The 26246-nt window shown below is 43.1% G+C and carries 23 protein-coding genes and 1 other annotated feature; of the genes, 20 read left to right on the top strand and 3 right to left on the bottom strand.

Annotated features, from left to right (window positions below):
* Positions 1-307 precede the first annotated feature (307 nt).
* Together ACJA3J_RS15615 and ACJA3J_RS15610 are read left to right on the top strand one after the other, a co-directional pair.
* Positions 308-790, top strand: coding sequence for a dUTP diphosphatase (locus ACJA3J_RS15615; protein WP_089650570.1), 483 nt, complete (start codon positions 308-310; stop codon positions 788-790).
* 84 nt (positions 791-874) lie between these two features.
* The gene (locus tag ACJA3J_RS15610; RefSeq protein WP_115893950.1) at positions 875-1960 is read left to right on the top strand and encodes a M42 family metallopeptidase; all 1086 of its coding nucleotides are present in this window, start codon (positions 875-877) and stop codon (positions 1958-1960) included.
* Between the two features lie 45 nt (positions 1961-2005).
* Here ACJA3J_RS15610 and sspI read toward each other — a convergent pair whose 3' ends face one another.
* On the bottom strand, positions 2006-2221 hold the full coding sequence (sspI, locus tag ACJA3J_RS15605; RefSeq protein ID WP_035509556.1) for a small acid-soluble spore protein SspI: 216 nt from the start codon (positions 2219-2221) through the stop codon (positions 2006-2008).
* A 115-nt stretch (positions 2222-2336) separates the two neighbouring features.
* Between sspI and ACJA3J_RS15600 the strand changes: the two genes are divergently transcribed.
* The 3 genes from ACJA3J_RS15600 to pheT all read left to right on the top strand — a co-directional run bounded on the left by ACJA3J_RS15600 (position 2337) and on the right by pheT (position 6924).
* On the top strand, positions 2337-3071 hold the full coding sequence (locus ACJA3J_RS15600; protein WP_406944562.1) for a TrmH family RNA methyltransferase: 735 nt from the start codon (positions 2337-2339) through the stop codon (positions 3069-3071).
* Between the two features lie 57 nt (positions 3072-3128).
* Positions 3129-3344: a binding site (T-box leader), on the top strand.
* Positions 3345-3447: 103 nt separating this feature from the next.
* Positions 3448-4482, top strand: a complete 1035-nt coding sequence (gene pheS, locus ACJA3J_RS15595) for a phenylalanine--tRNA ligase subunit alpha (RefSeq protein WP_089650573.1) — start codon at positions 3448-3450, stop codon at positions 4480-4482.
* A gap of 15 nt (positions 4483-4497) precedes the next feature.
* Positions 4498-6924 carry a phenylalanine--tRNA ligase subunit beta gene (pheT, locus tag ACJA3J_RS15590; protein ID WP_406944561.1) on the top strand — a complete coding sequence of 809 codons (2427 nt, stop codon included), beginning with the start codon at positions 4498-4500 and terminating at the stop codon, positions 6922-6924.
* 66 nt (positions 6925-6990) lie between these two features.
* Here the strand turns inward: pheT and rnhC are convergent, their stop codons facing one another.
* Entirely contained in the window at positions 6991-7926 is a 936-nt protein-coding gene (gene rnhC, locus ACJA3J_RS15585; protein WP_406944560.1) for a ribonuclease HIII, read from the bottom strand.
* A gap of 147 nt (positions 7927-8073) precedes the next feature.
* Between rnhC and zapA the strand changes: the two genes are divergently transcribed.
* From zapA to uvrC, 12 genes are all read left to right on the top strand, one after another.
* Positions 8074-8358 carry a cell division protein ZapA gene (gene zapA, locus ACJA3J_RS15580; RefSeq protein WP_089650576.1) on the top strand — a complete coding sequence of 95 codons (285 nt, stop codon included), beginning with the start codon at positions 8074-8076 and terminating at the stop codon, positions 8356-8358.
* Position 8359: 1 nt separating this feature from the next.
* Complete coding sequence (locus ACJA3J_RS15575; RefSeq protein ID WP_089650577.1) at positions 8360-8902, top strand: CvpA family protein; 543 nt, start codon at positions 8360-8362, stop codon at positions 8900-8902.
* Between the two features lie 104 nt (positions 8903-9006).
* Positions 9007-10728, top strand: coding sequence for a DNA polymerase/3'-5' exonuclease PolX (gene polX, locus ACJA3J_RS15570; RefSeq protein ID WP_406944559.1), 1722 nt, complete (start codon positions 9007-9009; stop codon positions 10726-10728).
* Positions 10729-10746: 18 nt separating this feature from the next.
* Positions 10747-13092: an endonuclease MutS2 gene (locus ACJA3J_RS15565; RefSeq protein WP_406944558.1), complete on the top strand. Its 2346-nt coding sequence runs from the start codon at positions 10747-10749 to the stop codon at positions 13090-13092.
* Between the two features lie 22 nt (positions 13093-13114).
* Positions 13115-13522 carry a DUF350 domain-containing protein gene (locus ACJA3J_RS15560; RefSeq protein WP_089650580.1) on the top strand — a complete coding sequence of 136 codons (408 nt, stop codon included), beginning with the start codon at positions 13115-13117 and terminating at the stop codon, positions 13520-13522.
* Positions 13523-14299: 777 nt separating this feature from the next.
* On the top strand, positions 14300-16003 hold the full coding sequence (locus tag ACJA3J_RS15555) for a long-chain-fatty-acid--CoA ligase (protein ID WP_089652718.1): 1704 nt from the start codon (positions 14300-14302) through the stop codon (positions 16001-16003).
* 101 nt (positions 16004-16104) lie between these two features.
* Positions 16105-16695 (top strand): TetR/AcrR family transcriptional regulator, encoded by a 591-nt coding sequence (locus ACJA3J_RS15550; RefSeq protein ID WP_089652717.1) that lies wholly within the window; start codon positions 16105-16107, stop codon positions 16693-16695.
* 16 nt (positions 16696-16711) lie between these two features.
* Positions 16712-17485 (top strand): enoyl-CoA hydratase, encoded by a 774-nt coding sequence (locus ACJA3J_RS15545; protein ID WP_406944557.1) that lies wholly within the window; start codon positions 16712-16714, stop codon positions 17483-17485.
* A gap of 18 nt (positions 17486-17503) precedes the next feature.
* A complete protein-coding gene (locus ACJA3J_RS15540; protein WP_089652716.1) occupies positions 17504-18277 on the top strand; it encodes an electron transfer flavoprotein subunit beta/FixA family protein in 774 nt (257 codons plus the stop codon).
* Between the two features lie 25 nt (positions 18278-18302).
* The gene (locus ACJA3J_RS15535; protein WP_089652715.1) at positions 18303-19283 is read left to right on the top strand and encodes an electron transfer flavoprotein subunit alpha/FixB family protein; all 981 of its coding nucleotides are present in this window, start codon (positions 18303-18305) and stop codon (positions 19281-19283) included.
* Positions 19284-19416: 133 nt separating this feature from the next.
* Complete coding sequence (gene trxA / locus ACJA3J_RS15530) at positions 19417-19731, top strand: thioredoxin (protein WP_035509527.1); 315 nt, start codon at positions 19417-19419, stop codon at positions 19729-19731.
* Between the two features lie 212 nt (positions 19732-19943).
* Positions 19944-21743: an excinuclease ABC subunit UvrC gene (gene uvrC / locus ACJA3J_RS15525; RefSeq protein ID WP_406944556.1), complete on the top strand. Its 1800-nt coding sequence runs from the start codon at positions 19944-19946 to the stop codon at positions 21741-21743.
* 24 nt (positions 21744-21767) lie between these two features.
* Here uvrC and ACJA3J_RS15520 read toward each other — a convergent pair whose 3' ends face one another.
* Positions 21768-22211 (bottom strand): YslB family protein, encoded by a 444-nt coding sequence (locus ACJA3J_RS15520; RefSeq protein ID WP_089652713.1) that lies wholly within the window; start codon positions 22209-22211, stop codon positions 21768-21770.
* A gap of 282 nt (positions 22212-22493) precedes the next feature.
* Between ACJA3J_RS15520 and ACJA3J_RS15515 the strand changes: the two genes are divergently transcribed.
* The 3 genes from ACJA3J_RS15515 to sdhB all read left to right on the top strand — a co-directional run bounded on the left by ACJA3J_RS15515 (position 22494) and on the right by sdhB (position 25707).
* Positions 22494-23114 carry a succinate dehydrogenase cytochrome b558 subunit gene (locus ACJA3J_RS15515; RefSeq protein ID WP_089652712.1) on the top strand — a complete coding sequence of 207 codons (621 nt, stop codon included), beginning with the start codon at positions 22494-22496 and terminating at the stop codon, positions 23112-23114.
* A 62-nt stretch (positions 23115-23176) separates the two neighbouring features.
* A complete protein-coding gene (gene sdhA, locus ACJA3J_RS15510) occupies positions 23177-24928 on the top strand; it encodes a succinate dehydrogenase flavoprotein subunit (protein ID WP_089652711.1) in 1752 nt (583 codons plus the stop codon).
* 14 nt (positions 24929-24942) lie between these two features.
* Entirely contained in the window at positions 24943-25707 is a 765-nt protein-coding gene (gene sdhB / locus ACJA3J_RS15505; protein WP_089652710.1) for a succinate dehydrogenase iron-sulfur subunit, read from the top strand.
* Positions 25708-26246 lie beyond the last annotated feature (539 nt).

Below are 26246 nucleotides of genomic sequence, written 5' to 3'. Positions count from 1 at the left end.
GCTGGGAATGAGTCGCTTTACCATGTAAGTGTCTTGAAACTACTTCTGGAAACGCTGTTTGTACCCTCAAGTGAAATGGATAATATAAAACTCTCTCTCGTAGTCATGCCGAGCTAGAAAGCTTGATGTAGGGCTCTTTATGCTTATTTCTGAGTGGCCCGATATTGGTATAGGAGTCGTTTCTCTCCTGCATGGAATGGGGGATGGGGAAGCTCAGCGCTCCCCCAACTGAGTCTTCCACAATCGGGAGCTTTTATAAAATCATCACGGAGAGCTGGTTAAATGTAATATGAAGGAGTGGTAGAGTATGAATTGGGAAAGTTTGTATGATATGCAGAGGGAATTAGATCATTATATAGAGCAGCAGCACGGGATTGAAAAAGGACAGAAGGTTGAGGAAAAAGTACTTGCGCTTCTTGTTGAATTAGGAGAGTTAGCTAATGAAACGCGATGCTTTAAGTTTTGGAGTACAAAAGGACCCAGTGAGAAGTCTGTAATATTGGAAGAGTATGTGGATGGGGTCCATTTTCTGCTTTCTTTAGGCTTGGACCTTGATTATCGTTATACGGCCACACCTTTGGTCGAAGTAGATTCCCAAACATCGGCCTTTCTTACTGTTTATCGCTCGATAGAGAGGTTAAGGGAGAGGAAAGACGAACAATCTTATAAGAAAGCATTTTATGATTATTTAGTTCTTGGTCTTACACTAGGTATTACTGAGAAAGAATTGATTGATGCATACGAAAGAAAAAATGCCATCAACTTTGAGCGTCAAGATGAAGGGTATTGATCATGCAGGAAACTGAATTTTTTGTGAAATCGCTTCAAAAGGTTTATAATATCCATTGGATAGGAAAAGGAGGAATTGTTACATATGGCTAAAAAAGACGAAACATTACAAATGTTAAAAGATTTGACGGATGCTAAAGGCGTTCCTGGTAATGAGCGGGAAGCTCGTGATGTGATGAAGCAGTACATCGCTCCATACGCAGATGAAGTGTTTACAGATAACTTAGGCAGCTTGATCGCGAAAAAGGTAGGGAATAAAAAAGGCCCGAGTGTTATGGTAGCTGGTCACCTTGATGAGGTAGGATTCATGGTTACTCGCATTGATGATAACGGGTATATTTATTTCCAAACCGTCGGTGGCTGGTGGAGCCAGGTGATGCTTGCACAGCGTGTGACCATCATGACACGTAATGGAGATTTGACAGGAGTAATTGGATCCAAACCACCACATATCCTGCCTCCGGAGCAACGTAAAAAAGCCGTGGATATTAAAGATATGTTTATTGATATTGGTGCTTCAAGCAAAGAAGAAGCGATGGAATTCGGTGTGAAACCCGGAGATTCGGTCGTTCCATATTTCGAATTCACACAAATGAAAAATGAGAAGATGCTTCTTGCGAAAGCTTGGGACAACCGTATTGGATGTGCGATTGCTATTGAAGTACTGAAGCAGTTGAAAGGTGAAAAACACCCGAATATCGTTTATGGTGTTGGAACCGTCCAGGAAGAAGTAGGTCTGCGTGGGGCTCGTACGTCTTCCAATGTGATTAACCCGGATATCGCTTTTGGTGTGGACGTTGGAATCGCTGGAGATACACCTGGTGTGTCAGACAAAGATGCCTCAAGCAAGATGGGTGAAGGTCCTCAAATCATCCTCTATGATGCGTCCATGATTTCACATAAAGGCCTTCGTGATTTTGTAACAGACACGGCAGATGCTAATGAGATTCCATATCAATTTGATTCTCTTGCCGGTGGTGGCACAGACTCTGGTGCGATCCACCTAAGTCATGATGGTGTTCCTGCATTGTCCATTACGATTGCAACGCGCTACATTCACTCTCACGCAGCGATGCTTCACCGTGATGACTTTGAAAATGCGGTACGTTTGATTGTTGAAGTCATCAAAGGACTTGATGCAGACAAAGTGCAGGAAATAACCTTTAATTAACTCTCAATGACATAAAAAGCCAACCCTTTTCAGGTTGGCTTTTTTTCACTGATTTTGTTTCAATCCCTGCTCTAATGTATCCAGTATTTCTTGTCTTTCCTGCTCATCAGATTCTTTCCATAGCATTTCAAAAAAGACACCAAGACCAGGAAGCATTTTTTCTTCTCCTTTTTGCAAGGCATCATCGATGGTCGCTTCCAATTGTTCAGCGTTATGTCCACTAACGTTAGAAAGAATCGCGGCTCTTAAATTCAGGTTCATCGTTCATTCAACCTCCTTTTCTCCATAACTTCGCGAATATTCTTCTTTAGTTTGACCAACCGTGGTCTTGCTATGTATGATGAATGAGAAATAAACACGCAAATGAGGGACTACTATGTTGACTTCCTTACAAAATACAAAAGTGAAGGAATGGAAAAAGCTACATAAACGTAAATATAGAAATCAAACAGGAACCTTTATTGTAGAAGGCTTTCATCTCGTAGAAGAGGTGATGAAAAGTGATTGGGAGATTGTTGAAATGATTGTTCGTGAAGGAACAGATTTTTCGATCCCCGAAGATATTCCTACGGTAATGGTCAATGATTCTGTGTTTTTGACTATTGCAGAAACGGAAACACCTCAAGGTATTGCAGCAATCGTCAAACAGAAGGAACCATCCTTAAATCAAGCCACATTAACATTAATGCTTGACTCCGTTCAGGATCCTGGGAATGTGGGTACACTGATTCGGACAGCTGATGCAGCAGGGTTCGACCAGGTGATTTTAGGTTCAGGTACAGTGGATGCCTACAATGATAAAGTCATCCGAGCTACGCAAGGGTCCATCTTCCACATCCCCGTCATCACAGGGGAGTTAGAAGACTTTGTAAAACCCATGAAAGAAGAAGGAGTCCAGATTTGGGCTTCTGCTCTGAAGGATGCTGTCCCTTTTCAACAACTGCAAGCTCCTTCTAAAGCTGCACTCATTGTAGGGAATGAAGGGCAGGGGATTCAGGAGTCTGTTTTGAACCAAGCAGATCAACGTGTCTATATCCCGATTTATGGACAGGCAGAGTCGCTGAATGTAGGAATCGCAGGTGCTGTCCTTATGTATCATTTAAAGGGATAAGGTTGCATCCATAGGCTTCTTTGACTATAATATATTCAGTTGATAAAAATTAAACAATGAAAAGCTTAGAAAGAGCAAAGTAGATGAATGTAAATCGTTATAGGGAGGAAGCACCTTGGACTGGAAGTGCTTCTAACGTGGCATGTATCGAAATTTCACTCTGGAGCTGGCCATAGGCCCGGATTTAATCCGTTATTTTCATCAAAGTGGGCACATGTAAATGTGTCAACAAGGGTGGTACCGCGAAACGACCATAAAAGTCTCGTCCCTTTTCAGGGATGGGGCTTTTTTTATTTTCCAGCCGTTTTTCAACCTTAAAAAGTTTTGAAACGTGAAAGGGAAATGAGTCGAAACGATTTTAAAGGAGGAAAAAAGCATGAAGGAACGTTTAGAAGAGCTGCAACAGGAAGCCTTGAAGAAAGTTGATCAGGCGGATTCTGTTCAAGGCTTGAAGGATGTAAGAGTCGAGTACTTAGGAAAAAAGGGCCCGATTACGGAAGTTCTGAGAGGAATGGGCAAATTGTCCAAAGAAGAGCGTCCGGTTATTGGGCAATTGGCGAATGATGTTCGGGAACATATTGCTCAGGCGATTGAAACAAAACAAACGGCTCTTGAGGATGCAGCATTAGAAAAGCAATTGGAAGAAGAGAGCATTGATGTCACTCTTCCTGCCCGTCCTGTAAAGGTTGGAGGTCCTCACTTATTGACGAGTATCGTGGAAGAAATTGAAGACCTCTTCATCGGTATGGGCTTTGAAATCAAAGAAGGACCTGAAGTGGAGACGGATTATTACAACTTTGAAGCACTGAATCTGCCGAAAGGCCACCCGGCAAGGGATATGCAGGATTCTTTCTACGTAACGGAAGAACTCTTAATGCGTACCCATACTTCCCCTGTTCAAGCACGGACAATGGGAGCTAAAGATGGCAGTGAACCCGTTAAAATGATTTGCCCTGGTAAGGTCTATCGTCGTGACACAGATGATGCGACTCACTCTCACCAGTTCACGCAAATTGAGGGACTATTAGTCGATAAAAACGTGCGAATGAGCGATTTGAAAGGCGTATTGAATGCATTCGCGAAGCAGATGTTCGGAGCGGACCGTGAAATACGTCTTCGTCCAAGCTTTTTCCCATTCACCGAACCATCCGTAGAAATGGATATTTCCTGTAAAGTATGTGGAGGGAAAGGCTGCTCAGTATGTAAAGGAACCGGCTGGATCGAAATTCTTGGAGGCGGAATGGTTCACCCGAATGTCCTTGAGATGGCAGGGTATGATCCGAAAGAATATTCAGGATTCGCATTCGGTATGGGACCTGAGCGGATCGCGATGTTGAAATATGGAGTGGATGATATCCGTCACTTCTACACCAATGATATTCGATTCTTAGAACAATACCACAAGGCTTAAAGGAGGAATGAAACCATGCTTGTATCATTGAATTGGTTGCAAGAATATATTGATGTCAGTCGTTACTCGCCAGAAGAACTGGCAGAAATCATTACGAAGACCGGAATTGAAGTGGAAAGTGTTGAACCTGTAGCAGAAGAGGTCACAGGCGTTGTCGTCGGGTATGTACGATCTTGTGAACAGCATCCGAACGCCGATAAATTGAACCTTTGCCAAGTGGACGTCGGAGAAGAAACGCTTCAGATCGTTTGTGGCGCACCGAACGTCGCTGAAGGTCAAAAAGTTCCTGTAGCTACACCGGGAGCGGTTCTTCCTGGCAACTTCAAAATTAAAAAGACGAAACTGCGCGGAGAAGAATCGAACGGGATGATCTGTTCTCTTCAAGAGCTAGGCGTCGATGAAAAAGATGTCCCGAAAGAATTCGCTGATGGAATTTTTGTTTTTCCAGAAGATGTAGAAGTCGGAGCGAATGCTGTTTCCTTGTTAAATCTTGATGATTTGATCATCGAGCTTGGATTGACACCCAACCGTTCGGACGCTCTAAGCATGGCCGGCGTAGCCTATGAAGTAGCAGCAGCCATCGATGGCACGTATGAATTGGCTGAGGAAAACGTCAAAACTTGTGGTGAGAAAACAGCAGACCATGTCTCTGTAGTCGTGGAAGACTCAGAAGCGAACCCTTATTATGGAGCCTTCATTATTAAGGACATCCAAGTCGGACCATCTCCACTGTGGATGCGTAACCGTTTGACTGCGGCAGGCATCCGTCCAATCAACAATGTCGTGGACATTACAAACTACGTACTTATGGAGTATGGGCAGCCGCTTCACGCCTTCGATTACGACCGTTTTGGTTCGCATACTATTGTTACACGTCGTGCAAAAGATGGAGAGAAGATGACGACGCTTGATGACCAGGAGCGCACACTGAAGAGCGATCACCTCGTCATTACGAATGGGGAAAAAGCTCATGCCATCGCTGGTGTCATGGGTGGGGCTGAGTCTGAAGTTCAAGATGATACGACGACGATCATCTTAGAAGCCGCATTTTTCGATCCATCTGTGGTACGTGAAGCTTCAAAAGATCATGGGCTCCGCAGTGAATCAAGTACACGATTTGAAAAAGGTGTCGATCCGAACCGCGTAGAACGTGCCGGCCTGAGAGCTTGCGAACTTCTTGCAAAATATGCAGGAGGAACGGTATTGGATGGTGTCGTGTCCCATGACGAATTGGACCGCTCTGAAAAGCAAGTCACTGTTAACACGAGCACAATCAATGATCGACTTGGAACCGATATTTCCAATGAGGATATCGCCGACATTTTCCGTCGTCTTCAGTTCAATTATGATCAAAACGGGGATGAGTTCCATGTGTCTGTTCCGACAAGACGTGGAGACATTACCATCTTTGAAGATATGCTGGAAGAAGTGGCACGCATTTATGGCTACGATAACCTTCCGTATACACTTCCACAAGGGGCGTCTCAAGCAGGTGGTTTGACGCTTGAGCAATTGCTGAAACGTAAAGTGAAAGCATACTTTGAAGGTGCGGGACTTCATGAGACAATTACTTATTCCCTTACTCATGAGGATAAAGTACAAATGCTTGTCAGCCCTGAAGTGAAAGAAAAATCCGTTAGCCCTGTCGCTCTTGCTATGCCTATGAGTGAAGACCATGGCACGCTCCGCTTGAGCATGGTTCCTGAGTTATTAGAATCCTTATCCTATAACGTGGCACGGAAACAGGAAAACCTGGCTTTCTATGAAGTCGGTACCGTGTTTATTAGTGAAGAGGAAAAAGTAACGAAACAGCCGGAAGAAATGCTGCGTGCATCAGGCGCATTGACAGGGGAATGGCTCTCACATCCATGGCAGCAAGAGAAAAAATCGGTCGACTTTTTCGTTGCTAAAGGGATTTTGGAAGGATTAAGTGAACAGCTGGATCTTCCTTTCAGCTATGAAAAAACGAAGTTGGATCATATGCATCCAGGACGTACGGCAACCGTGTCCGTTAATGGAAAAGTCATCGGCTTCGTTGGGCAGGTCCATCCGAAACTTCAAAAACAGCTCGGACTGAAAGAAACGTATGTCTTTGATGTGAATTTGGAAGTTCTCATTGAGGAATATAAGAAAGAAGAAAAATTCCAGACGATTCCTCGTCACCCATCTGTTTCTCGTGACATTGCGCTTGTCGTAGATGAAAATGTGACCGCAGGATCGATTGAGGCAACGATTGCAGAGGCAGGAAGTCCATTAGTGAAGGATGTTCAAGTATTCGATCTTTATCAAGGTGAACATCTAGATGAAGGGAAGAAGTCTCTCGCTTTCCGTCTGCTTTACTTAGATCCACTTCGCACCTTGAAGGATCAAGAAGTAGAAGAGACGCACAATGCTATCCTGGAAGCGGTGAAAAGTCAGCACCAGGCTGAACTTCGTGGATAAACCATATGATAAACAAAAAGCTCAGAGTTTCCTTAACTCTGAGCTTTTTGTATAAGCAACATCGGATTATTTAACGAATTTTTTTGCTTTTTCAGTGGTGGCAAAGTGAACTTTAGCTAATTCCTCCAGCTTTTCTTCCCCGTAGGCTTCAATGATAGCTGCAGCGGCACGATCCACTTTTCCGGAGGCTCCTTTTGGTATCGGAAGACCTGTATCGAATTCCATCTCGTTCATCGCTTTTACAAAAGCAGACCTTGCAATGATGGAAGCTGTTGCGACAGCAATCGAATAACTTTCCGCTTTTGTCATAAAGTAAACGTGTTCTTGAAGTTGCTGATTCTCACTTCTCAAGTGCTTTTTGTACACATGTGGTTCTGAGAATTGGTCAATTAATATTCCATCCGGTTTTTCAGGTGCAATCTTCTCTAAAAGACGGTTCAAGGCTTGATGGTGGAGGATCGTTTTCATTTTCCCCTGGCTCCATCCTTTTCTCTGCCATTGGTTGTATTTTTTATTCGGCAGTCTCAGTAGACTGTAAGGGATTTTCATAGCTACAATATCTTTAGCCAGGTTGGTAATTTGAGCATCCGAAAGGTTTTTTGAATCTTTCACACCGATCGCTTTCAACTGTGGAATTTGTTCTTTCGTTACAAAAGCGGCTGCTACAGTGATGGGTCCGAAATAGTCTCCTGTCCCCGCTTCATCGGATCCTATATGGGAGCTTACGAAAAGCTGTTCATCGGGATGAAAAGCATGGCGTTTATTCTTGCTTTTGTTCTGACCTCCGGAGGTAGTGGAAGAAACGGTTCCCCATTTTTCAGCTTCTTCTTCTGGTTTTTGACCCTGGAAAAGCACCTTGCCTGATTTGTAGGCTGTAATCGTACAGCTCGCTGTTTTAGCTGCAAACAACGCCGCTGGTGGACTGTTTTTTTGGCTTGAGGCATAATACTTCTTCATCTTCTCTAGTGTAGAGGCAGGTAATTTCAATACAACTTGGGGCATAATGGATTCCTTTCTGTCTAAAATGATAGGATTAGTATAGCAAAATGGATGACAAAAGAGAACATTTGCGAAAAACATCCATATTGGTTTCCTATTTGTCAAGCTTCGTGTTAATATAAAGTTTAGGATTGAGAGAAACTAGGGGGTATGAATGTGTCGCAGTCAGACCAAGAGAAAAAAAGAATTACAGTGGAGATCAACAAAAGATCTTACACTATAGTTGGTCATGAAGAGCCCCATCATATCCGTATGGTATCCAGTCTGGTGGACCAAAAGATGCGAGAAATCCACGAAGCAAATCCTAGCCTGGATACGGCAAAGCTCGCCGTTTTGACCGCTGTGAATACGATGAATGAATATATGAAATTAAAGGAAGAATGTACAGAACTTATGAATTATATTGAAAAGAAAGAGAAAGAGGACAGAGGGTAAAATGATTGATTTATTGTTGTTGTTTATTTTGTTTATTGGTGTAATAACAGGGCTGAAAAGAGGTTTTATTCTCCAGCTTTTCCATCTCATCGGATTCGTTGTAGCCTTTGTACTCGCTGTTATCTACTATGATGACCTCGCGCCGAAACTGACGTTATGGGTACCTTATCCTGAACTGCCTCAGGATTCTTCCTGGGCGATCTTCTTAGAAAATCTGCCTTTGGAACAAGCCTTTTATAACGCTGTTGCTTTTGCCATTATCTTTTTTGGAGCCAAAATCATCTTACATATTATTGCGTCCATGTTGGACTTTGTTTCGGAACTGCCGATCTTGAATTCTTTGAATACGATGTTAGGTGGAATTTTAGGCTTTATTGAAAATTATGTCATCTTATTCGTGGTGCTGTACATAGCGGCGCTTGTACCTCTTGCTGGAGTGCAAAGTGCTTTGGACGGATCGATTCTTGCACAGCTGATCATCGAACACACACCAGTCTTTTCAGAACAATTGAAAACGCTGTGGATTGAACATGTAGCTGGCTGAGTAAGACGTTAGGATGAAAGTACAGGTGGAGCCGCTATGATTATGATCATGGCGGCTCTTTTTCATCTTGAAAACAGGATAAAACGTGAAGGAGTCGATAAATCATGGCTATCGATAAAAAGCAAGTCATTAAATTGTTGGAAAAAATTGCTGTTTACTTAGAGTTGAAAGGGGAGAACCCTTTTAAAATATCTGCTTACCGTAAGGCTGCCCAAGCTTTAGAACGTGATGACAGATCATTAAGTGAGATTGATGATTTCACCAAAATGAAAGGAATCGGAAAAGGCACGGCAACTGTCATCGATGAATACTTAGAAAACGAAGAATCAGATACATTAAAACAATTACAGGCAGAAGTTCCGGCCGGCCTTGTCCCATTACTTGACCTTCCAGGTCTCGGCGGAAAGAAATTGGCAAAGCTTTATCAACAATTAGGTGTGACCGATGCAGAGGCATTGAAAGAAGCTCTGGAGGCAGGAAAAGTGGAAGCGCTGGATGGTTTCGGGAAAAAGTCTGCTGAAAAGATGTTGAAGGCGATTGAAGATGCAGGAGCGCGTCCAGAACGGTTGCCGGTTGCTGTCATGCTTCCATTAGCAGAAAAAATCGAGCGTTTTCTTGAACAGGGAAAGACATTCACACGTTTTTCAAGAGCGGGAAGTTTAAGAAGAATGCGTGAAACGATTAAGGATTTAGATTTCATCATTGCGTCTGAAAATGCTGTTAAAACTCGAGATGAGCTATTGGCGTATCCAGATATAAAAGAGATTGTTGCCTCAGGCGAGACGAAGGTTTCTGTCGTTGTCAATGAAGGCTATGATATAGGCATTGATTTCCGTATTGTTGCACCAGAAGAATTTGCTTCGACCTTACATCATTTCACAGGGTCCAAAGACCATAATGTCGCTATGAGACAACTCGCTAAGCAGAACGATGAGAAAATTAGTGAGTATGGGATTGAAAAAGCGGAAACGGGAGAAGTCCAAACGTTTGAAACAGAAGAAGAATTTTTCCAACATTTTGGTCTTCATTTCATCCCTCCTGAAGTTAGGGAAAATTATGGGGAAGTAGAGAAATTCAAAGAACCCATTGAACTCGTGGAATTGAAGGATATTCGCGGGGACCTTCATATGCACTCGACTTGGAGTGATGGAGCACAGTCCATTAAAGAAATGGCAGAGAAAGCAAAAGCAAAAGGGTATGAGTACATCGCTATCACCGATCACTCGAAATACTTGCGTGTAGCAAACGGGTTGAATGAAGAACGTTTACGTTTGCAAAGGAAAGAGATAGAAAAGGTGAATGAAGAAATGGAAGATTTCCATATCTTTGCGGGTATTGAAATGGATATTCTTCCGGATGGATCACTGGATTTTGATGATGAGTTTTTGAAAGAGATGGACTTTGTCATCGCATCCATTCACTCAAGCTTTCAGCAATCGCAGGATCAAATTATGGAAAGGTTGACCAATGCCCTCGAAAACCCTCATGTTCATATGATTGCTCATCCGACCGGACGCTTAATCGGCCGTCGCGAAGGCTACGACGTGAACCTTGAAGCATTGATTGAAGGGGCAAAGCGAACAGGCACGGTCCTTGAACTTAACGCGAACCCTAACCGATTGGATTTGAGTTGGGAATGGTTAATGAGAGCACAGGAAGAGGGCGTAAACATTGCCGTTAATACGGATGCTCACAGTTATTCAATGTTGGAGCATATGAAAATAGGAATTGGTACAGCACGAAAAGGTTGGCTGAGAAAAGATACAGTCATCAATACGTGGACGAAACAACAGTTGATGGATAAGTTCAAGATCCATAAGGAGTAATAAAGGAGACGGTTACACATGAATCAACGCATCCTTCATGTACTAGAATTTAAAAAAATCATAGAACAATTGAACGAACAAGCGGCCTCTTCCTTGGGGAAAGAAAAGACTGCCGCCTTGAAACCATCTTCTGATTTAGAAGAGGTTCGCTACTTGCAAATGGAGACGGATGAAGCTGGACAAGTCCTGCGCTTGAAAGGCCATGTCCCACTTGGCGGTATATTTGACATCAAGCCAAGCTTGAAGCGGACCACAATTGGCGGCACGCTAAGCGCATTAGAATGTCTGGATGTCGCCAGTACGATATATGGAGGCAGACAACTGAAGCGCTTCATCGAAGATATGGAAGAACCCGAAATGCCCATTTTAAGAGATATGGTTTCTACCATCGCTCCATTAAGGGAACTAGAGAGTGAAATCAGAAATTGTATCGATGAACATGGAGGAGTTATGGATGGAGCTTCTGAGAAATTGAGATCCATCCGTTCGAAAATCCGGACTTATGAGAGCCGGGTAAGGGACAAAATGGAGTCCTTTACAAAATCTAAATCAAAAATGCTTTCCGATGCCATTGTCACCATAAGAAATGAACGGTATGTTCTTCCTGTTAAACAAGAATATCGTGGATCCATTGGTGGGATTGTCCATGATCAATCATCTTCAGGAGCGACGTTGTTCATAGAGCCACAAACGGTCGTTGACTTGAATAACCAGCTGCAAGAAGCCCGTGTCCAAGAAAAAAATGAGATTGAAAAAATCCTGAAAGAACTATCCGATGCGATTGCGGAAAACCATGAACCTTTATATGAAAATGTGAATGTGTTAGGGCATATGGACTTTATGTTTGCCAGAGCGAAGTTAGGTAAGCAGATGAGAGCAGCCATGCCTAAGATGAATGACGAAGGCCGCATTGACATGAAACAAGCAAGACATCCGCTAATATCGGGAGATGAAGTCGTTCCGAATGATATCGAAATAGGCAAGGACTATACATCGATTGTTATTACTGGACCGAACACAGGAGGAAAAACGGTTACTCTAAAACTCGTAGGTTTATGCACGCTGATGGCACAGTCCGGATTACAGGTACCGGCATTGGATGGGTGTGAGATGGCTGTATTCAAAGAAGTCTATGCAGACATCGGGGATGAACAGTCCATCGAACAAAGTTTATCTACTTTTTCTTCTCATATGACGAATATCGTAGACATTTTGGACAAAGTGGACGACCAGTCCTTAGTCTTATTTGATGAACTTGGTGCTGGAACGGATCCGCAAGAAGGAGCGGCTCTTGCGATGTCGATCTTAGATGAAGTGGTCAACCGGAAGGCCCGTGTCATCGCGACGACGCACTATCCGGAATTGAAAGCTTATGGCTACAATCGCCCGGACGTTATCAACGCTTCTGTCGAGTTTGATATTCAAACACTAAAACCGACCTACCGCTTGTTAATTGGCGTTCCAGGTCGGAGTAATGCATTTGAGATTTCCAGGCGTCTAGGTTTAAGAGAATCTGTGATTGAGTCTGCGAAAGGTCATATCGGTGTGGATTCTCAGAGTGTTGAAAATATGATTGCTTCATTAGAAGAATCGAAGCGGGGAGCAGAGCAGGATTATGAAGAAGCAGAACGATTCCTCGCAGAAGCAGAAGAGCTCCGAAATGAATTAAAGCAGAAATGGGACCAATTTGAAGAGCAGCGTGAAAAGTTATATGAAAAAGCGGAACAAAAAGCAGAGAAAGCTATTCGCCAGGCCAGAGAAGAAGCAGAAACGATCGTTGGCGAAATACGGAACATGAAATCACAGGCACAAATGAAAGAACATGAGTGGATTGAAGCTCGCAAGATGTTTGATGAAGCACAGCCTGAACTTGCGAAGAAGAAACCGAAAGCAGCTCCAGCACCTAAGAAAGAGTCGAGAGAATTGAACCCTGGAGATGAAGTGAAGCTACTGACTCTTAACCAGCAAGGAACCATAGTGGAACAGACCGGTAAGAATGAATACCAGGTTCAGGTTGGTGTAATGAAAGTGAAAGCCAAACGCAAAGAACTTGAATTCGTAAAGGCAAAGCAACCTTATAAAGAAAAGCCAATGGCGACAGTCAAAGGGAAGAACTTCCATGTGAAAACAGAACTCGACTTACGTGGCGAACGCTATGAAGATGCGTTGAACCGTTTAGAAAAATATATTGATGACGCTCTTTTAGCAGGCTATCCACGAGTATCTATTATCCATGGAAAGGGGACGGGAGCTCTCCGGACAGCGGTTCAAAATTTTGCAAAGAACCACCGAAGCATCTACAGCCATCGGGCAGGAGGCATGAATGAAGGTGGAAGTGGAGTGACCGTCCTTGAGTTTCGATAATTCGTGAAAAGGGAGCGGAGGAATGAGTAATTTTTGGGAATACACGTTAGTGGAAACCGCCGCTCGTTATAGTGTTGTTGTCCTGTGTTTAGTTCTATTCATGGCGATTTTTGAAATCGTTACTTCCTATAATAACTGGGAAGAAATCAAGAAGGGCAACATTGCTGTAGCGATGGCTACCGGGGGAAAACTATTTGGAATTGCAAACATCTTTCGTTTTTCAATTGAACATAATGACTCACTCACCCAAACGATGGGCTGGGGCTTGTATGGATTTGCTCTTCTCCTTTGCGGTTATTTCATTTTTGAATTCTTGACCCCATCTTTTAAAATCGATGAAGAAATTGCAAATGACAACCGTGCCGTAGGATTCATTTCTTTAGTCATTTCCATCGGCCTTTCGTATGTGATTGGAGCGAATATCATTTAAGGAGAGAGACAGTGGAAACCTTAGCCAAAATATTAATGGTCGTTGCCGCGGCTTTTCTCATCGTCGGCATTCTGTTTTTTATCATATAAGTATTAGATTCCTAATCTAACAAGAAGCCCAAAACTAACCGGGCTTCTTGTTTTTTAAGTTAATGTTGATATTAGTTATTAAAGTATATGGCAGTATTGTTGAAGACTTGATTTCGAGACGTTTGTGGGAGTTTGGGGCTCCGGGAAAAGGTTCGCTTTCCGTGGGCGAGTGATGAGCCTCCTCGAGCTAACGCTCTGCGGGGTCTCATCTACCACGCACTTCCCACAGGAGTCTCACCGTTTCCCTCCGCCCCTTTACCATATGAGGTTCTCGAAATCGCTCTTAAAGCACCCTGCCTAGTTCTGTGTAAAATCCTCCTTAACCCGCGTCGATATAGGATTCTTAACCATAAAAGCTCCTATTACTGGGAGGTAGTTTCGAGAATCTCTTCCGGCAAGTGGGCGGAGGGGAATGGCGAGACTCCTGCGGGAAAAAAAGTGCTTGGTGAGACCCCACAGGACGCAGTCCGAGGAGGCTCACCGCGCTCCCGCGGAAAGCGAGCTATTCCCCGCAGCCCCCATCCACTCAACAAAAGTCTCGAAACTGAGTCTTCCACAATCGGGAGCATATATGCAGGAATGGGGTTAGTTTAAAGGGGAATATTTTCAATTTTATAAATAATAATTCAAATATGAGCCTTTAGTCGTTATAATAGGAGAGAAGACAATTATTAGGGAGGTCTGTCAAATGAGTGATTTTCAACGTCCATGGCACAAGTTATACCCACCAGAAGTCCCTGTCACTATTGATTACAAAGAACAACCACTCCATGATTACCTTAAAGAAAGTGCTGAAGTTTACGGAGAAAAGAAAGCGCTTTATTTTATGGGCAAGGAGTTGGATTATAAAGAAATCTATGAACAGGCCCAAGCATTAGCGAGCTATTTGCAGGACCTTGGGTTGGAAAAAGGCGACCGGGTGTCCATCATGTTGCCGAACTGTCCTCAATCCGTCATCTCCTATTATGGAGTCCTTATGGCTGGAGGAATCGTTGTTCAGACGAACCCTCTCTATATGGAAAGGGAATTGGAGTATCAAATGAATGATTCAGGAGCCAAGATGATCATTTGTCTTGATATTCTTTATCCAAAGGCTGCCAATATTAAACCTGATACCCCTCTTGAACACATCATCGTGACAGGTATTAAAGATTACCTTCCTTTCCCTAAAAATAAAATTTATCCTTTTATTCAAAAACGGCAGTATCAAGTGCTCGTCAAACCGGAACAATCCACAGATACTCATCTATGGTCCCACATCTTGAAAAACGCAAGCGGAAATGTGGAAGAGGTAGAGATCGATCCTAAGGAGGATCTTGCGTTACTACAATACACCGGAGGAACGACTGGTTTTCCAAAAGGTGTCATGCTTACTCATTACAATCTGATCGTCAACACGCAAATGTCGAAGAAATGGTTGTACAAGTGCAAAGACGGCGAAGAAACCGTGCTTGCCATTTTACCGTTCTTCCATGTATATGGAATGACTTCGGTTATGAACCTGTCTGTCATGATGGGGAACAAAATGATTCTTATGCCAAAGTTTGAACCGGAAGATGTTTTGAAAGTCATCGAAAAACAAAAACCGACCTTATTTCCTGGAGCCCCTACGATTTATATTGCCTTATTGAACCACCCGAATTTGAAAAAATATGACCTTTCATCCATTGAAGCTTGTATTAGTGGTTCAGCTCCGTTGCCGGTTGAAGTACAAGAACGCTTCGAAGCTGTCACAGGTGGTCGCCTTGTTGAAGGCTATGGGTTGACGGAAACCTCTCCAGTTACCCATTCCAATCTGGTATGGGGGCAGCGTATGAGTGGAAGCATTGGTGTGCCATGGCCGGATACAGACGCGAAGATCTACAAGATGGATGCTGATGAAGAAGCTGAGAATGGAGAAATCGGAGAAATCGTTGTCAAAGGTCCTCAAGTGATGAGAGGTTATTGGAACAGGCCGGAAGAAACGGCCCAAGTTCTCAGTGAGGATGGCTGGTTCCGTACAGGGGATATGGGGTATATGGACGATGCTGGATACTTTTATATCGTCGACCGGAAAAAAGACATGATCATCGCAGGCGGATATAACATCTACCCTCGCGAAGTGGAAGAAGTTCTTTACGAGCACTCCGAAATTCAAGAAGCTGTCGTTGTAGGAGTTCCTGATCCGTATCGCGGAGAAACCGTAAAAGCCTTCATCGTTAAAAAACAGGGAAGCGAAATTACAGAAGATGAACTGAATGAATATTGTCGTAAAAACATTGCTTCTTATAAAGTGCCGCGGTTGTATGAATTTAGAGATGAGCTACCTAAAACAGCGGTCGGTAAAATCTTAAGGAGAACATTGATCGATGAAGAAAAGCGCAAGTATGAGGAATCTGAAAGTATTCAATAAACCCCAAAAAGAAAGTTGACAGAATATTTCTTTGCTTGTAGAATAATAAGTGAATGATGATTCATTCATTTTTCAGTTCGCAATAGCAAGGAGATATACCATTGAAGAAAAATAAACCGAAATTCAAACAAATTATTGATGCAGCTGTCGAAGTCATTGCTGAAAATGGCTACCACTCTTCTCAGGTTTCTAAGATAGCAAAAAAAGCGGGAGTGGCAGATGGAACCATCTATCTTTATTTTAAAAACAAGGAAGATATCCTTGTATCATTGTTTCAAGAAAAAATGGGGCAATTCATAGAAAAGATTGAGCAGGAAACAACCTCTAAGCAGTCAGCGGAACAAAAACTTTTGACTTTAATCCAAACACATTTTGAACAGCTGGCTGCCGATCACCATCTGGCGATTGTGACACAGTTGGAATTGCGCCAATCGAATAAAGAGTTGAGACAAAAAATCAACTATGTATTGAAGCGCTATTTGAACGTCATTGATCAAATTGTTGAAGAAGGTGTCGAGGAGGAGTTGTTCCGTAGTGGCCTGGATCGCCGTCTTGTACGTCAAATGATTTTTGGAACGATGGATGAGACGGTGACAAATTGGGTCATGAAAGAGCAACGGTATAACATAGAAGAACAGGCCAAAGAAGTCCATAGCTTAATTGTGAATGGATTAGCCCGTCATGATAAGTGAGAAAGGTGATGATGATTTGTCGACTTTAAATTCACAAGTAAAAGGGAATGTAGCAGAAATCACGATTCAGAGCCCGCCTGCCAACGCACTGTCCAGCTCCATACTTCAGGACCTTTCCAAGGAACTGGATCAAATGGAAAGTGACCCTTCCATAAAAGCCATTCTTCTTAAAGGGGAGGGACGATTCTTCTCTGCAGGAGCAGATATCAAGGAGTTTACATCTCTCCAAGGAGAAGATGACTATAAAGGATTGGCAGCTAAGGGACAGCAGTTGTTTAGCAGAATTGAAAATTTTCATATCCCTGTGATTGCTGCTATTCATGGAGCGGCACTAGGTGGAGGCCTAGAGCTCGCTATGTCCTGCCACATCCGCTATGTAGCAGATGATGCAAAGTTAGGGTTGCCTGAATTGAATCTTGGAATTATCCCTGGCTTTGCAGGGACCCAAAGGTTACCAAGATACGTCGGCACAGCGAAAGCTTATGAAATGATTCTTTCAGGCGTGCCGATTAGTGGTGAAGAAGCTGCCAGACTAGGTCTAGCTAATCAAAGTTTTTCTAATGAGGAACTTTTTGAAAAAGCAGAACAACTGGCTCAAACGATTGCTCAAAAAAGCGGCCCGACCATTCACCATGTCATGAAGTTGATTCCGTATGCCCATACTTCTCAGTTTGAAGCAGGGAACCATGCGGAAGCGGACGCCTTTGGAGAGGTGTTTGGGAATGAAGATGCTAAAGAAGGCATTCAAGCATTCATTGAAAAAAGAAAGCCAGCATTTAAAAATCAATAGTCCAGGAGGTATATAGACATGAATATTTACGTTTTGTTGAAAAGAACGTTCGACACAGAGGAAAAAATCTCTGTAAGTAATGGAGTGATTGCTGATGATGGGGCAGAGTACATCATCAACCCATATGATGAGTATGCAGTGGAAGAAGCGATTAATCTGCGTGACGAGCACGGCGGTGAAGTGACAGTCGTGACGATCGGAGAAGAGGAAGCAGAGAAACAGCTTCGGACAGCTCTGGCTATGGGAGCAGATAAAGCTGTTCTTATTAACACGGAAGATGACCTTGAAGAAGGTGACCAGTTTACAACGGTTAAAATTCTTGAAGCATTCTTTGAAGATAAGGAAGTCGACATTATTCTTGGCGGGAACGTAGCCATTGATGAAGCAAGTGGTCAAGTAGGTCCTCGTCTGGCTGAACGTCTGGATATGCCGTGTGTGACGACAATCACGGATATCAAAATTGATGGCACGACAGTAAACATTGAGCGTGACGTTGAAGGGGATGTCGAAAAGGTCGAAACGACGCTTCCTGTCCTGGTTACATGCCAACAAGGTTTGAATGAGCCAAGATATCCTTCTTTGCCGGGAATTATGAAAGCGAAGAAAAAACCACTCGATGAACTGGAAATCGATGACCTGGACTTGGATGAAGACGACGTGGAACCAAAAACAAAAACGACTGAAATTTTCCTTCCACCTGAAAAAGAAGCAGGGAAAGTACTCGAAGGAGAAGTCGATGACCAAGTAAAAGAACTTGTATCATTGTTAAAAACAGAAGCGAAAGTACTGTAAATAGACAAGGGAAAGGAGAATCTTTATGAGTAAAAAAGTTTTGGTGATCGGGGAAGCAAGAGAAGGATCTCTTCGTAATGTTACATTTGAAGCCATTGCGGCAGCGAATATCGTCAGTGATGGGGGAGAAGTCGTAGGTGTCCTTTGTGGAGATGGCGATTTAAATGAGATGGGACAGGAAATGGTTTACTATGGTGCTTCCAAAGTAATCACTGTTTCAAACCCAGATTTGAAAACGTATACATCTGATGGTTATGCTCAAGCGGTATATCAGGTGATCCAGGATGAATCACCTGAAGGAATCATCATGGGTCATACGGCGATTGGTAAGGATTTGACTCCGAAACTTGCCAGTAAGCTCGAGTCTGGATTAATTTCAGATGCTACTGAGGTAGTCGCTGAAGGTGGCGATATTGTTTTCACACGTCCCATCTATTCCGGAAAAGCTTTCGAGAAGAAAGTGGTTACAGAGGGACTCGTGTTTGCGACCATTCGTCCAAATAACATCCCAGCGCTTACAAGAGATGACTCTTTAGCAGGAAGCGTATCCGAAAAAGAAGTGGAGATTTCAAATATCCGTACAATAATAAAGGATATCTTACGCAAGTCTTCGGATGGTGTCGATCTTTCGGAAGCGAAAGTCATTGTAGCCGGTGGTCGTGGCGTGAAGAGTGCGGAAGGTTTTGAACCACTTGATAAACTTGCTGAGGTTCTCGGGGGGACAGTTGGTGCATCCCGCGGAGCATGCGATGCGGGTTACTGTGACTACTCTTTACAAATCGGTCAAACAGGAAAGGTTGTTACGCCAGACCTGTATATTGCATGCGGTATATCTGGAGCTATTCAACACTTAGCTGGAATGTCGAACTCCAAAGTCATTGTGGCGATTAATAAGGATCCAGAAGCAAACATCTTCAATGTTGCTGATTACGGAATTGTCGGCGATTTGTTCGATGTTGTGCCTAAACTAATTGAAGAAATTAAAGAAATGAAAGTAAACGCGTAAGCTTAAAGCCGAAGCCAAATATTTGGCTTCGGCTTTATTCCATGTTTAAATAAGGTATAAACAAATTGTTAGTCACTAAAAATAGATAGTGATATACTCTTAACAGACTATTAGGTCGAGGAGGAATTATATAATGGCAATTGTAAAAGCAACTGATCAAAACTTTACAGAAGAAACTAACCAGGGTCTTGTCCTAGCTGACTTCTGGGCACCATGGTGTGGCCCTTGTAAGATGATTGCACCCGTATTAGAGGAATTGGATGCGGAGATGAGCGATCAAGTAAAAATCGTCAAGCTGGATGTTGACGAAAACCAAGAAACAGCAGGTAAGTTCGGTGTCATGAGTATCCCGACACTGCTTCTATTCAAAGATGGTCAAGTGGTTGATCAAGTCATCGGGTTCCAACCGAAAGAAGCCCTGGCTGAATTGATTCAAAAACATTCCTAATGGAAGAATTAACTTTGAAAGCCGCGTTGCCAAGCAGCGCGGCTTTCATCATCTTTAAGGGTGTACTCAGGTTCAAGATCTTAAGCAGCTTTTTGCGTATTCAATCACTCGAGACGTTGCTTAAGTTGGTCTAGACGCATTGAACCTGCATACTTGTTCCATAGTTGTGGTATTTTTCAATATATAATCTGCAAGTCATGGAGTGAACTTTTATGAACTCAACAATTAAAGAGAAACTGGCTGTACTACCGGATCAGCCCGGTTGTTATTTGATGAAGGATAAGAATGATACAGTCATCTACGTAGGGAAGTCTAAGGTGTTAAAAAATCGAGTCCGCTCTTATTTTACTGGAGCACATGACGGTAAAACACAGCGGCTTGTCCGTGAAATCATCAACTTCGAATACATCGTGACCACTTCAGAGATTGAAGCTTTAATACTGGAAATGAATTTAATAAAAAAATACGATCCAAAATACAACGTTTTATTAAAAGACGATAAAACGTACCCATATTTGAAGGTGACCGCAGAGAGACACCCCAGGCTGATTGTCACAAGAAACGTGAAAAAAGATAAAGGGAAGTATTTTGGTCCCTACCCAAACGTCATTGCTGCAAGGGAAACGAAAAAGCTATTGGATCGATTGTATCCATTGAGAAAATGTAATACCATGCCCGACCGTGTTTGTCTTTATTACCACATGCATCAGTGCCTGGGACCATGTGAGTATAAGGTATCCAAACAAACCAATGAAGAAATTGTCCAAAATATAACCTCCTTCTTAAATGGGGGCCATACGGAAATAAAGAAAGATTTGAAAAAGCGTATGCTTGAAGCTTCAGAAGAGCTTGATTTTGAACGTGCGAAAGAATTGAGAGATCAAATTGAGCATATTGAATCTGTCATGGAACAACAGAAGATGACGATGAATGATCAAGTAGACAGGGACATCTTCGGTTATTCCTATGATAAAGGGTGGATGTGTGTACAGGTCTTTTTCGTTCGTCAGGGCAAACTCATCGAACGGGATGTCACGTTGTTTCCATTTTTCGATGATCCAGAAGAAACGTTTATCAGCTATATCGGCCGCTTCTACTTGCACCAAAACCATCCATATCCTAAACAAGTCCTCGTCCCGGTTGCAACTGACGTCGATGTTTTAGAAGGAGCATTAGATACGAAAGTCCATATACCTATGCGTGGTCGAAAGAAAGAATTGGTTGAGCTTGCGATGAAAAACGCAAAAATATCTTTGGAAGAAAAATTTGCTCTGATCGAACGAGATGAAGAGCGAACCATTAAAGCCGTTGAAGCACTTGGAAATCATCTTCACATTGAAACACCTCACCGGATCGAAGCTTTCGATAACTCCAATATACAAGGGGCAGATCCAGTTTCAGCCATGGTTGTTTTCATTGATGGAAAACCACATAAGAAAGAGTACAGGAAGTATAAGATCAGAGATGTAGAGGGTCCTGATGACTACGAAACCATGAGGGAAGTGATTCGAAGGAGGTACAAGCGGGTGTTAAAAGAAGACCTGCCCCTCCCTGATTTAATTGTCGTCGATGGCGGGAAGGGTCAAATGACGGCAGCTCTTGATGTCCTTGAGAATGAACTCGGTGTTGATGTTCCTCTATGCGGCCTAGCTAAAGACGATAAACACAAAACCAGTGAATTATTATACGGGGATCCACCAAGCCCTATAGATCTTGATCGTCAGTCTCAAGAATTTTATCTTGTCCAAAGGATTCAAGATGAGGTTCACAGATTCGCCATTTCCTTTCACCGACAGCTTCGAGGCAAGGGTGCCATTCAATCTGAACTGGATCGTATACCAGGGGTCGGCCAGAAACGAAGGCGCTTATTGTTAAGACACTTCAAGTCTGTAACGGAAATTAAAAATGCAGATATTGAGGATATTACGAGATTAGGTGTTCCGGAACCTGTAGCTAATACGATTCTCATCCATTTGAATCAGGATAACGTAGAAGAACCAGCTGAAGAATAACAGCTGGTTCTTTTCTTTCTTTATTTATCCTTTTAGTGCTTTAATTTCAACATAGTTCTCTTTGTGGTTTTTCTCTTCAAAACATTCATATGTATAATCACTAATTTGGCAGATGATTTCTGCCATGAACCCACATTCCATGCGGAACTCGACTTCGAACATTTTTTGATTCAGCCGCTTCTCTATCATATGGCCGCTCAATTTAAAAATCATTTCTTTTCTCTTTTCTTTGACTAAAACAAGTTCACCCCAGCCCATGTACTGGAAAAACTCATAGAGCTCATCCAAGGTGCTGATTTCTGTCTGTCTAGCCATGTTCTTCCCCATATAATAAAGGAGGTAGGGGGCATCTTTCCCTAAGAAATCCGGGAGGGTGTAATAACGCATCAAATCAAAACCTGCGCCTGTCCCTACAAGCGATGAAATGTTGCCGGTTGTTAGCTTCGTAGATTCTTTCAAAACGCTCATTCCTTTCTCTCCTTATTATCACTCGAAACAAGGTTTGGTGCAATAAAAATTGTCCCTTTTCATCGAAAGGAAATAAATGTGTATTTTTGAGCAAATTATGAACGTGCTTTCTTGACGCTTATACGGGATAGAAGTACAATAAACATGTCACAAATTGTACATTGGTCAGACAAGTAAGAAGGGAACAGGGGCTTTTCCTATTATTTTTAACGCTAAATTAAAGCGCTTAACTGTCTGAAAAATGTTCATATTCAAACTGTTATCATCTTGAGGGGGGTAAATATGGCGGGAACACGCGGATACGTTAATCGAAGACTGCATTCACTTTTGGGAGTCGTCCCAATCGGGATCTTTTTGATCCAGCACTTGACTGTGAACTATTTTGCAACACGTGGACCAGAAGCATTTAACGCTGCAGCTCATTTTATGGAGAGCTTGCCATATCGTTATGTACTGGAGACTTTCATTATCTTTTTACCACTGTTGTTCCACTCTATTTACGGAGTGTATATTGCTTTCACAGCGAAAAGTAATTTATCTAACTTCGGTTATTTCAGGAACTGGATGTTCATCTTCCAACGGATCACTGGAATCATCACACTCATATTCATTGCATGGCATGTATGGGAAACGAGAATTGCTATTGGTTTCGGTTGGGCAGAATTGAACTATTCGTTGATGGAAGGCATCCTTACTGAACCTTTCTTCTTTTGGTTCTACATAGTAGGGGTCATCTCAACGACTTTCCACTTCTCTAATGGTCTTTGGTCGTTCTTTGTCAGCTGGGGAATCACAGTATCACCTCGCTCACAGAAGATTATGACCTATGCAAGCATTATTATTTTCCTTGCGATCTCTTATGTTGGTGTTCGTACACTGATTCAATTCGCATATGGCATATAATCAATGAAAATTTCAATTACGAAACGGTAGATTTTTAGTATTCAAGGGAGTGAGCTTCAATCATGACAAACCGTAATATTGTTGTTGTCGGTGGTGGTTTAGCCGGCCTAATGGCAACAATTAAAGCAGCAGAACAAGGGGTTCACGTGGACTTGCTTTCCATTGTTCCTGTTAAGCGTTCTCACTCTGTATGTGCCCAAGGCGGAATTAACGGGGCAGTTAATACGAAAGGGGAAGGCGATTCCCCATGGGAACACTTTGACGATACAGTTTATGGGGGCGACTTCTTAGCGAACCAGCCTCCAGTAAAAGCGATGTGTGATGCAGCACCAGGAATTATTCACTTGCTGGATCGTATGGGCGTAATGTTCAACCGTACTCCGGAGGGATTGCTTGATTTCCGTCGCTTTGGTGGAACGCAGCACCACCGTACAGCATTTGCCGGAGCAACAACCGGTCAACAGCTTCTTTACGCTCTTGATGAACAAGTGCGTCGCCATGAAGTGAATGGCCTTGTAACGAAATATGAAAACTGGGAATTCCTATCCGCCATTGTCGATGATAAAGGTGTAGGTCGAGGTATTATTGGTCAGAACCTTAGTGACCACGAAATTAAAGCCTTCCCAGCAGATGCTGTCATCATGGCAACAGGCGGACCTGGAATCATTTTCGGTAAGTCAACGAACTCTGTCATCAACACAGGATCTGCAGCAGGTGCCCTTTATCAGCAAGGCGTAGACTATGCAAACGGAGAATTCATTCAAATTCACCCGACAGCGATTCCTGGGGATGACAAATTGCGCCTTATGAGTGAATCGGCTCGTGGTGAAGGTGGACGTGTATGGACATATAAAGATGGGGAGCCATGGTATTTCTTAGAGGAAAAATATCCGGCTTATGGAAACCTCGTACCACGTGACATTGCGACACGCGAAATCTTTGATGTTTGTGTCAATCAAAAGCTAGGGATCAATGGTGAAAACATGGTGTATCTTGACCTTTCCCATAAAGATCCGAAGGAATTGGACGTCAAGCTTGGCGGAATCATTGAAATCTATGAAAAATTCGTAGGAGATGATCCGCGTAAAGTACCGATGAAGATTTTCCCTGCGGTGCACTACTCCATGGGTGGAATGTGGGTCGATTATGACCAGATGACCAATATCCCAGGAATTTTCGCTGCCGGAGAATGTGATTATACTCAACACGGTGGGAACAGACTCGGGGCAAACTCACTTCTTTCTTCCATTTTTGGTGGAATGGTAGCTGGACCGAATGCTGTTAAATATATTGATGGATTAGAAACACTGGCGGATGATATGACATCCAAACTGTTTGAAGAGAAAGTAAAAGAAGAACAGGATAAATTCGAGGAAATTATGAATATGGATGGCGATGAAAATGCTTACCAAATTCATAAAGAGCTTGGGGAATGGATGACGGACAACGTTACGGTTGTCCGGGAAAACGAAAAGCTTCTGAAAACAGATGAAAAGATCGTAGAATTGATGGATCGTTACAAACGAATCAACATCAATGATACTTCTCGCTGGAGCAACCAGGGAGCCATGTTCACACGTCAGCTTTGGAACATGCTCCAGTTAGCGCGTGTTATTACTCAAGGCGCATACAACCGTAATGAAAGCCGTGGCGCCCACTATAAGCCAGAATTCCCTGAACGTAATGACGAAGATTGGCTGAAGACAACGGTTGCTAGCTTTGATAAAGAAAACAATAAGCCGGTATTCCGTTATGACGAAGTCGATACATCCTTAATCGAGCCTCGTAAACGTGACTACTCGAAAAGTAAATAAAGGAGGTAACGATCATGAGCGAAAATAAAACGGTCACGATGATCATTACTCGTCAGGACCACCCTGATGAATCATCTTATGAAGAGAAATTCGAGATTCCGTATCGTGAAAATATGAACGTCATCTCTGCGCTTATGGAAATTCGTCGTAACCCTGTCAATGCAGATGGTGAACCGACGACTCCTGTTTATTGGGATATGGGTTGTTTGGAAGAGGTATGTGGCGCTTGTTCCATGGTGATCAATGGCACACCTCGTCAATCCTGTACAGCACTTGTTGACCAACTCGAACAGCCGATCCGCTTGGCTCCTATGACGACATTCCCAGTCAACCGTGACCTGGCAGTTGATCGCAGCCGGATGTTCGATTCATTGAAGAAAGTTAAAGCCTGGATTCCAATTGATGGAACATACGATCTAGGTCCAGGACCTAAGATGCCAGAAAGTAAACGTCAGTGGGCTTATGAGCTATCCAAATGTATGACATGTGGAGTATGCTTGGAAGCTTGCCCGAACGTCAATAGTAAGTCGGACTTCATCGGACCTGCTCCATTGTCTCAAGTTCGTCTGTTCAACTCCCACCCTACAGGAGAGATGAATAAGAGTGAACGTTTGCAGACAATCATGGATGAAGAGGGTCTAATGGGTTGCGGAAACGCACAAAACTGTGTACAGTCATGTCCTAAAGGAATTCCTTTAACGACTTCCATTGCTGCCCTTAACCGTGACACAGCTATTGAATCTTTCAAAAGCTTCTTCGGAAGCGACCAACGCGTCTAATATCACTAAAGAAGTCTCCATTTTATATGGAGGCTTCTTTTTTTGCCTTTTCTACTTATTCCACAAACGCTCCCGATTGTGGAAGACTCAGTTTCGAGACTTTTGTTGAGTGGATGGGGGCTGCGGGGAATAGCTCGCTTTCTTTAGGGGTGCAAGGAGCACCTAACAAAAATCCTTAAAGAAGGCCTTGCTTAGCTGAAATAATGAAAGACAAATCCTAGCCATGGATACGGGGTCAGGGAAACGACGATTTGCAATGTTTTGAATCAGTCAGTAGAAAAACACACGCGTTTGTGTCTCCATTCTTTTTTCATGCGGACGTTTCCCAGACCCTGTTCCCACGCCTTATTCGTGCAGGATGTATGGTTAAAACAACTCTATAACGGCGTGGGTGAACAGGCTTTCATTACAGAGATCGGCAGGTTACTGCTCAAGGGATTTCGAGAACCTCGTATGGCAAAGGGGCGGAGGGAAACGGTGAGACTCCTATGGGGTGTGCGGGACAACTGAGACCCCGGAAGGCGTAGCCTGAGGAGGCT

The sequence above is a fragment of the Halobacillus sp. SY10 genome, from assembly GCF_045401165.1.
GTDB classification, from domain to species: Bacteria; Bacillota; Bacilli; order Bacillales; family Halobacillaceae; genus Halobacillus; species Halobacillus aidingensis.
This window is presented reverse-complemented; position numbering and strand designations above follow the sequence as displayed.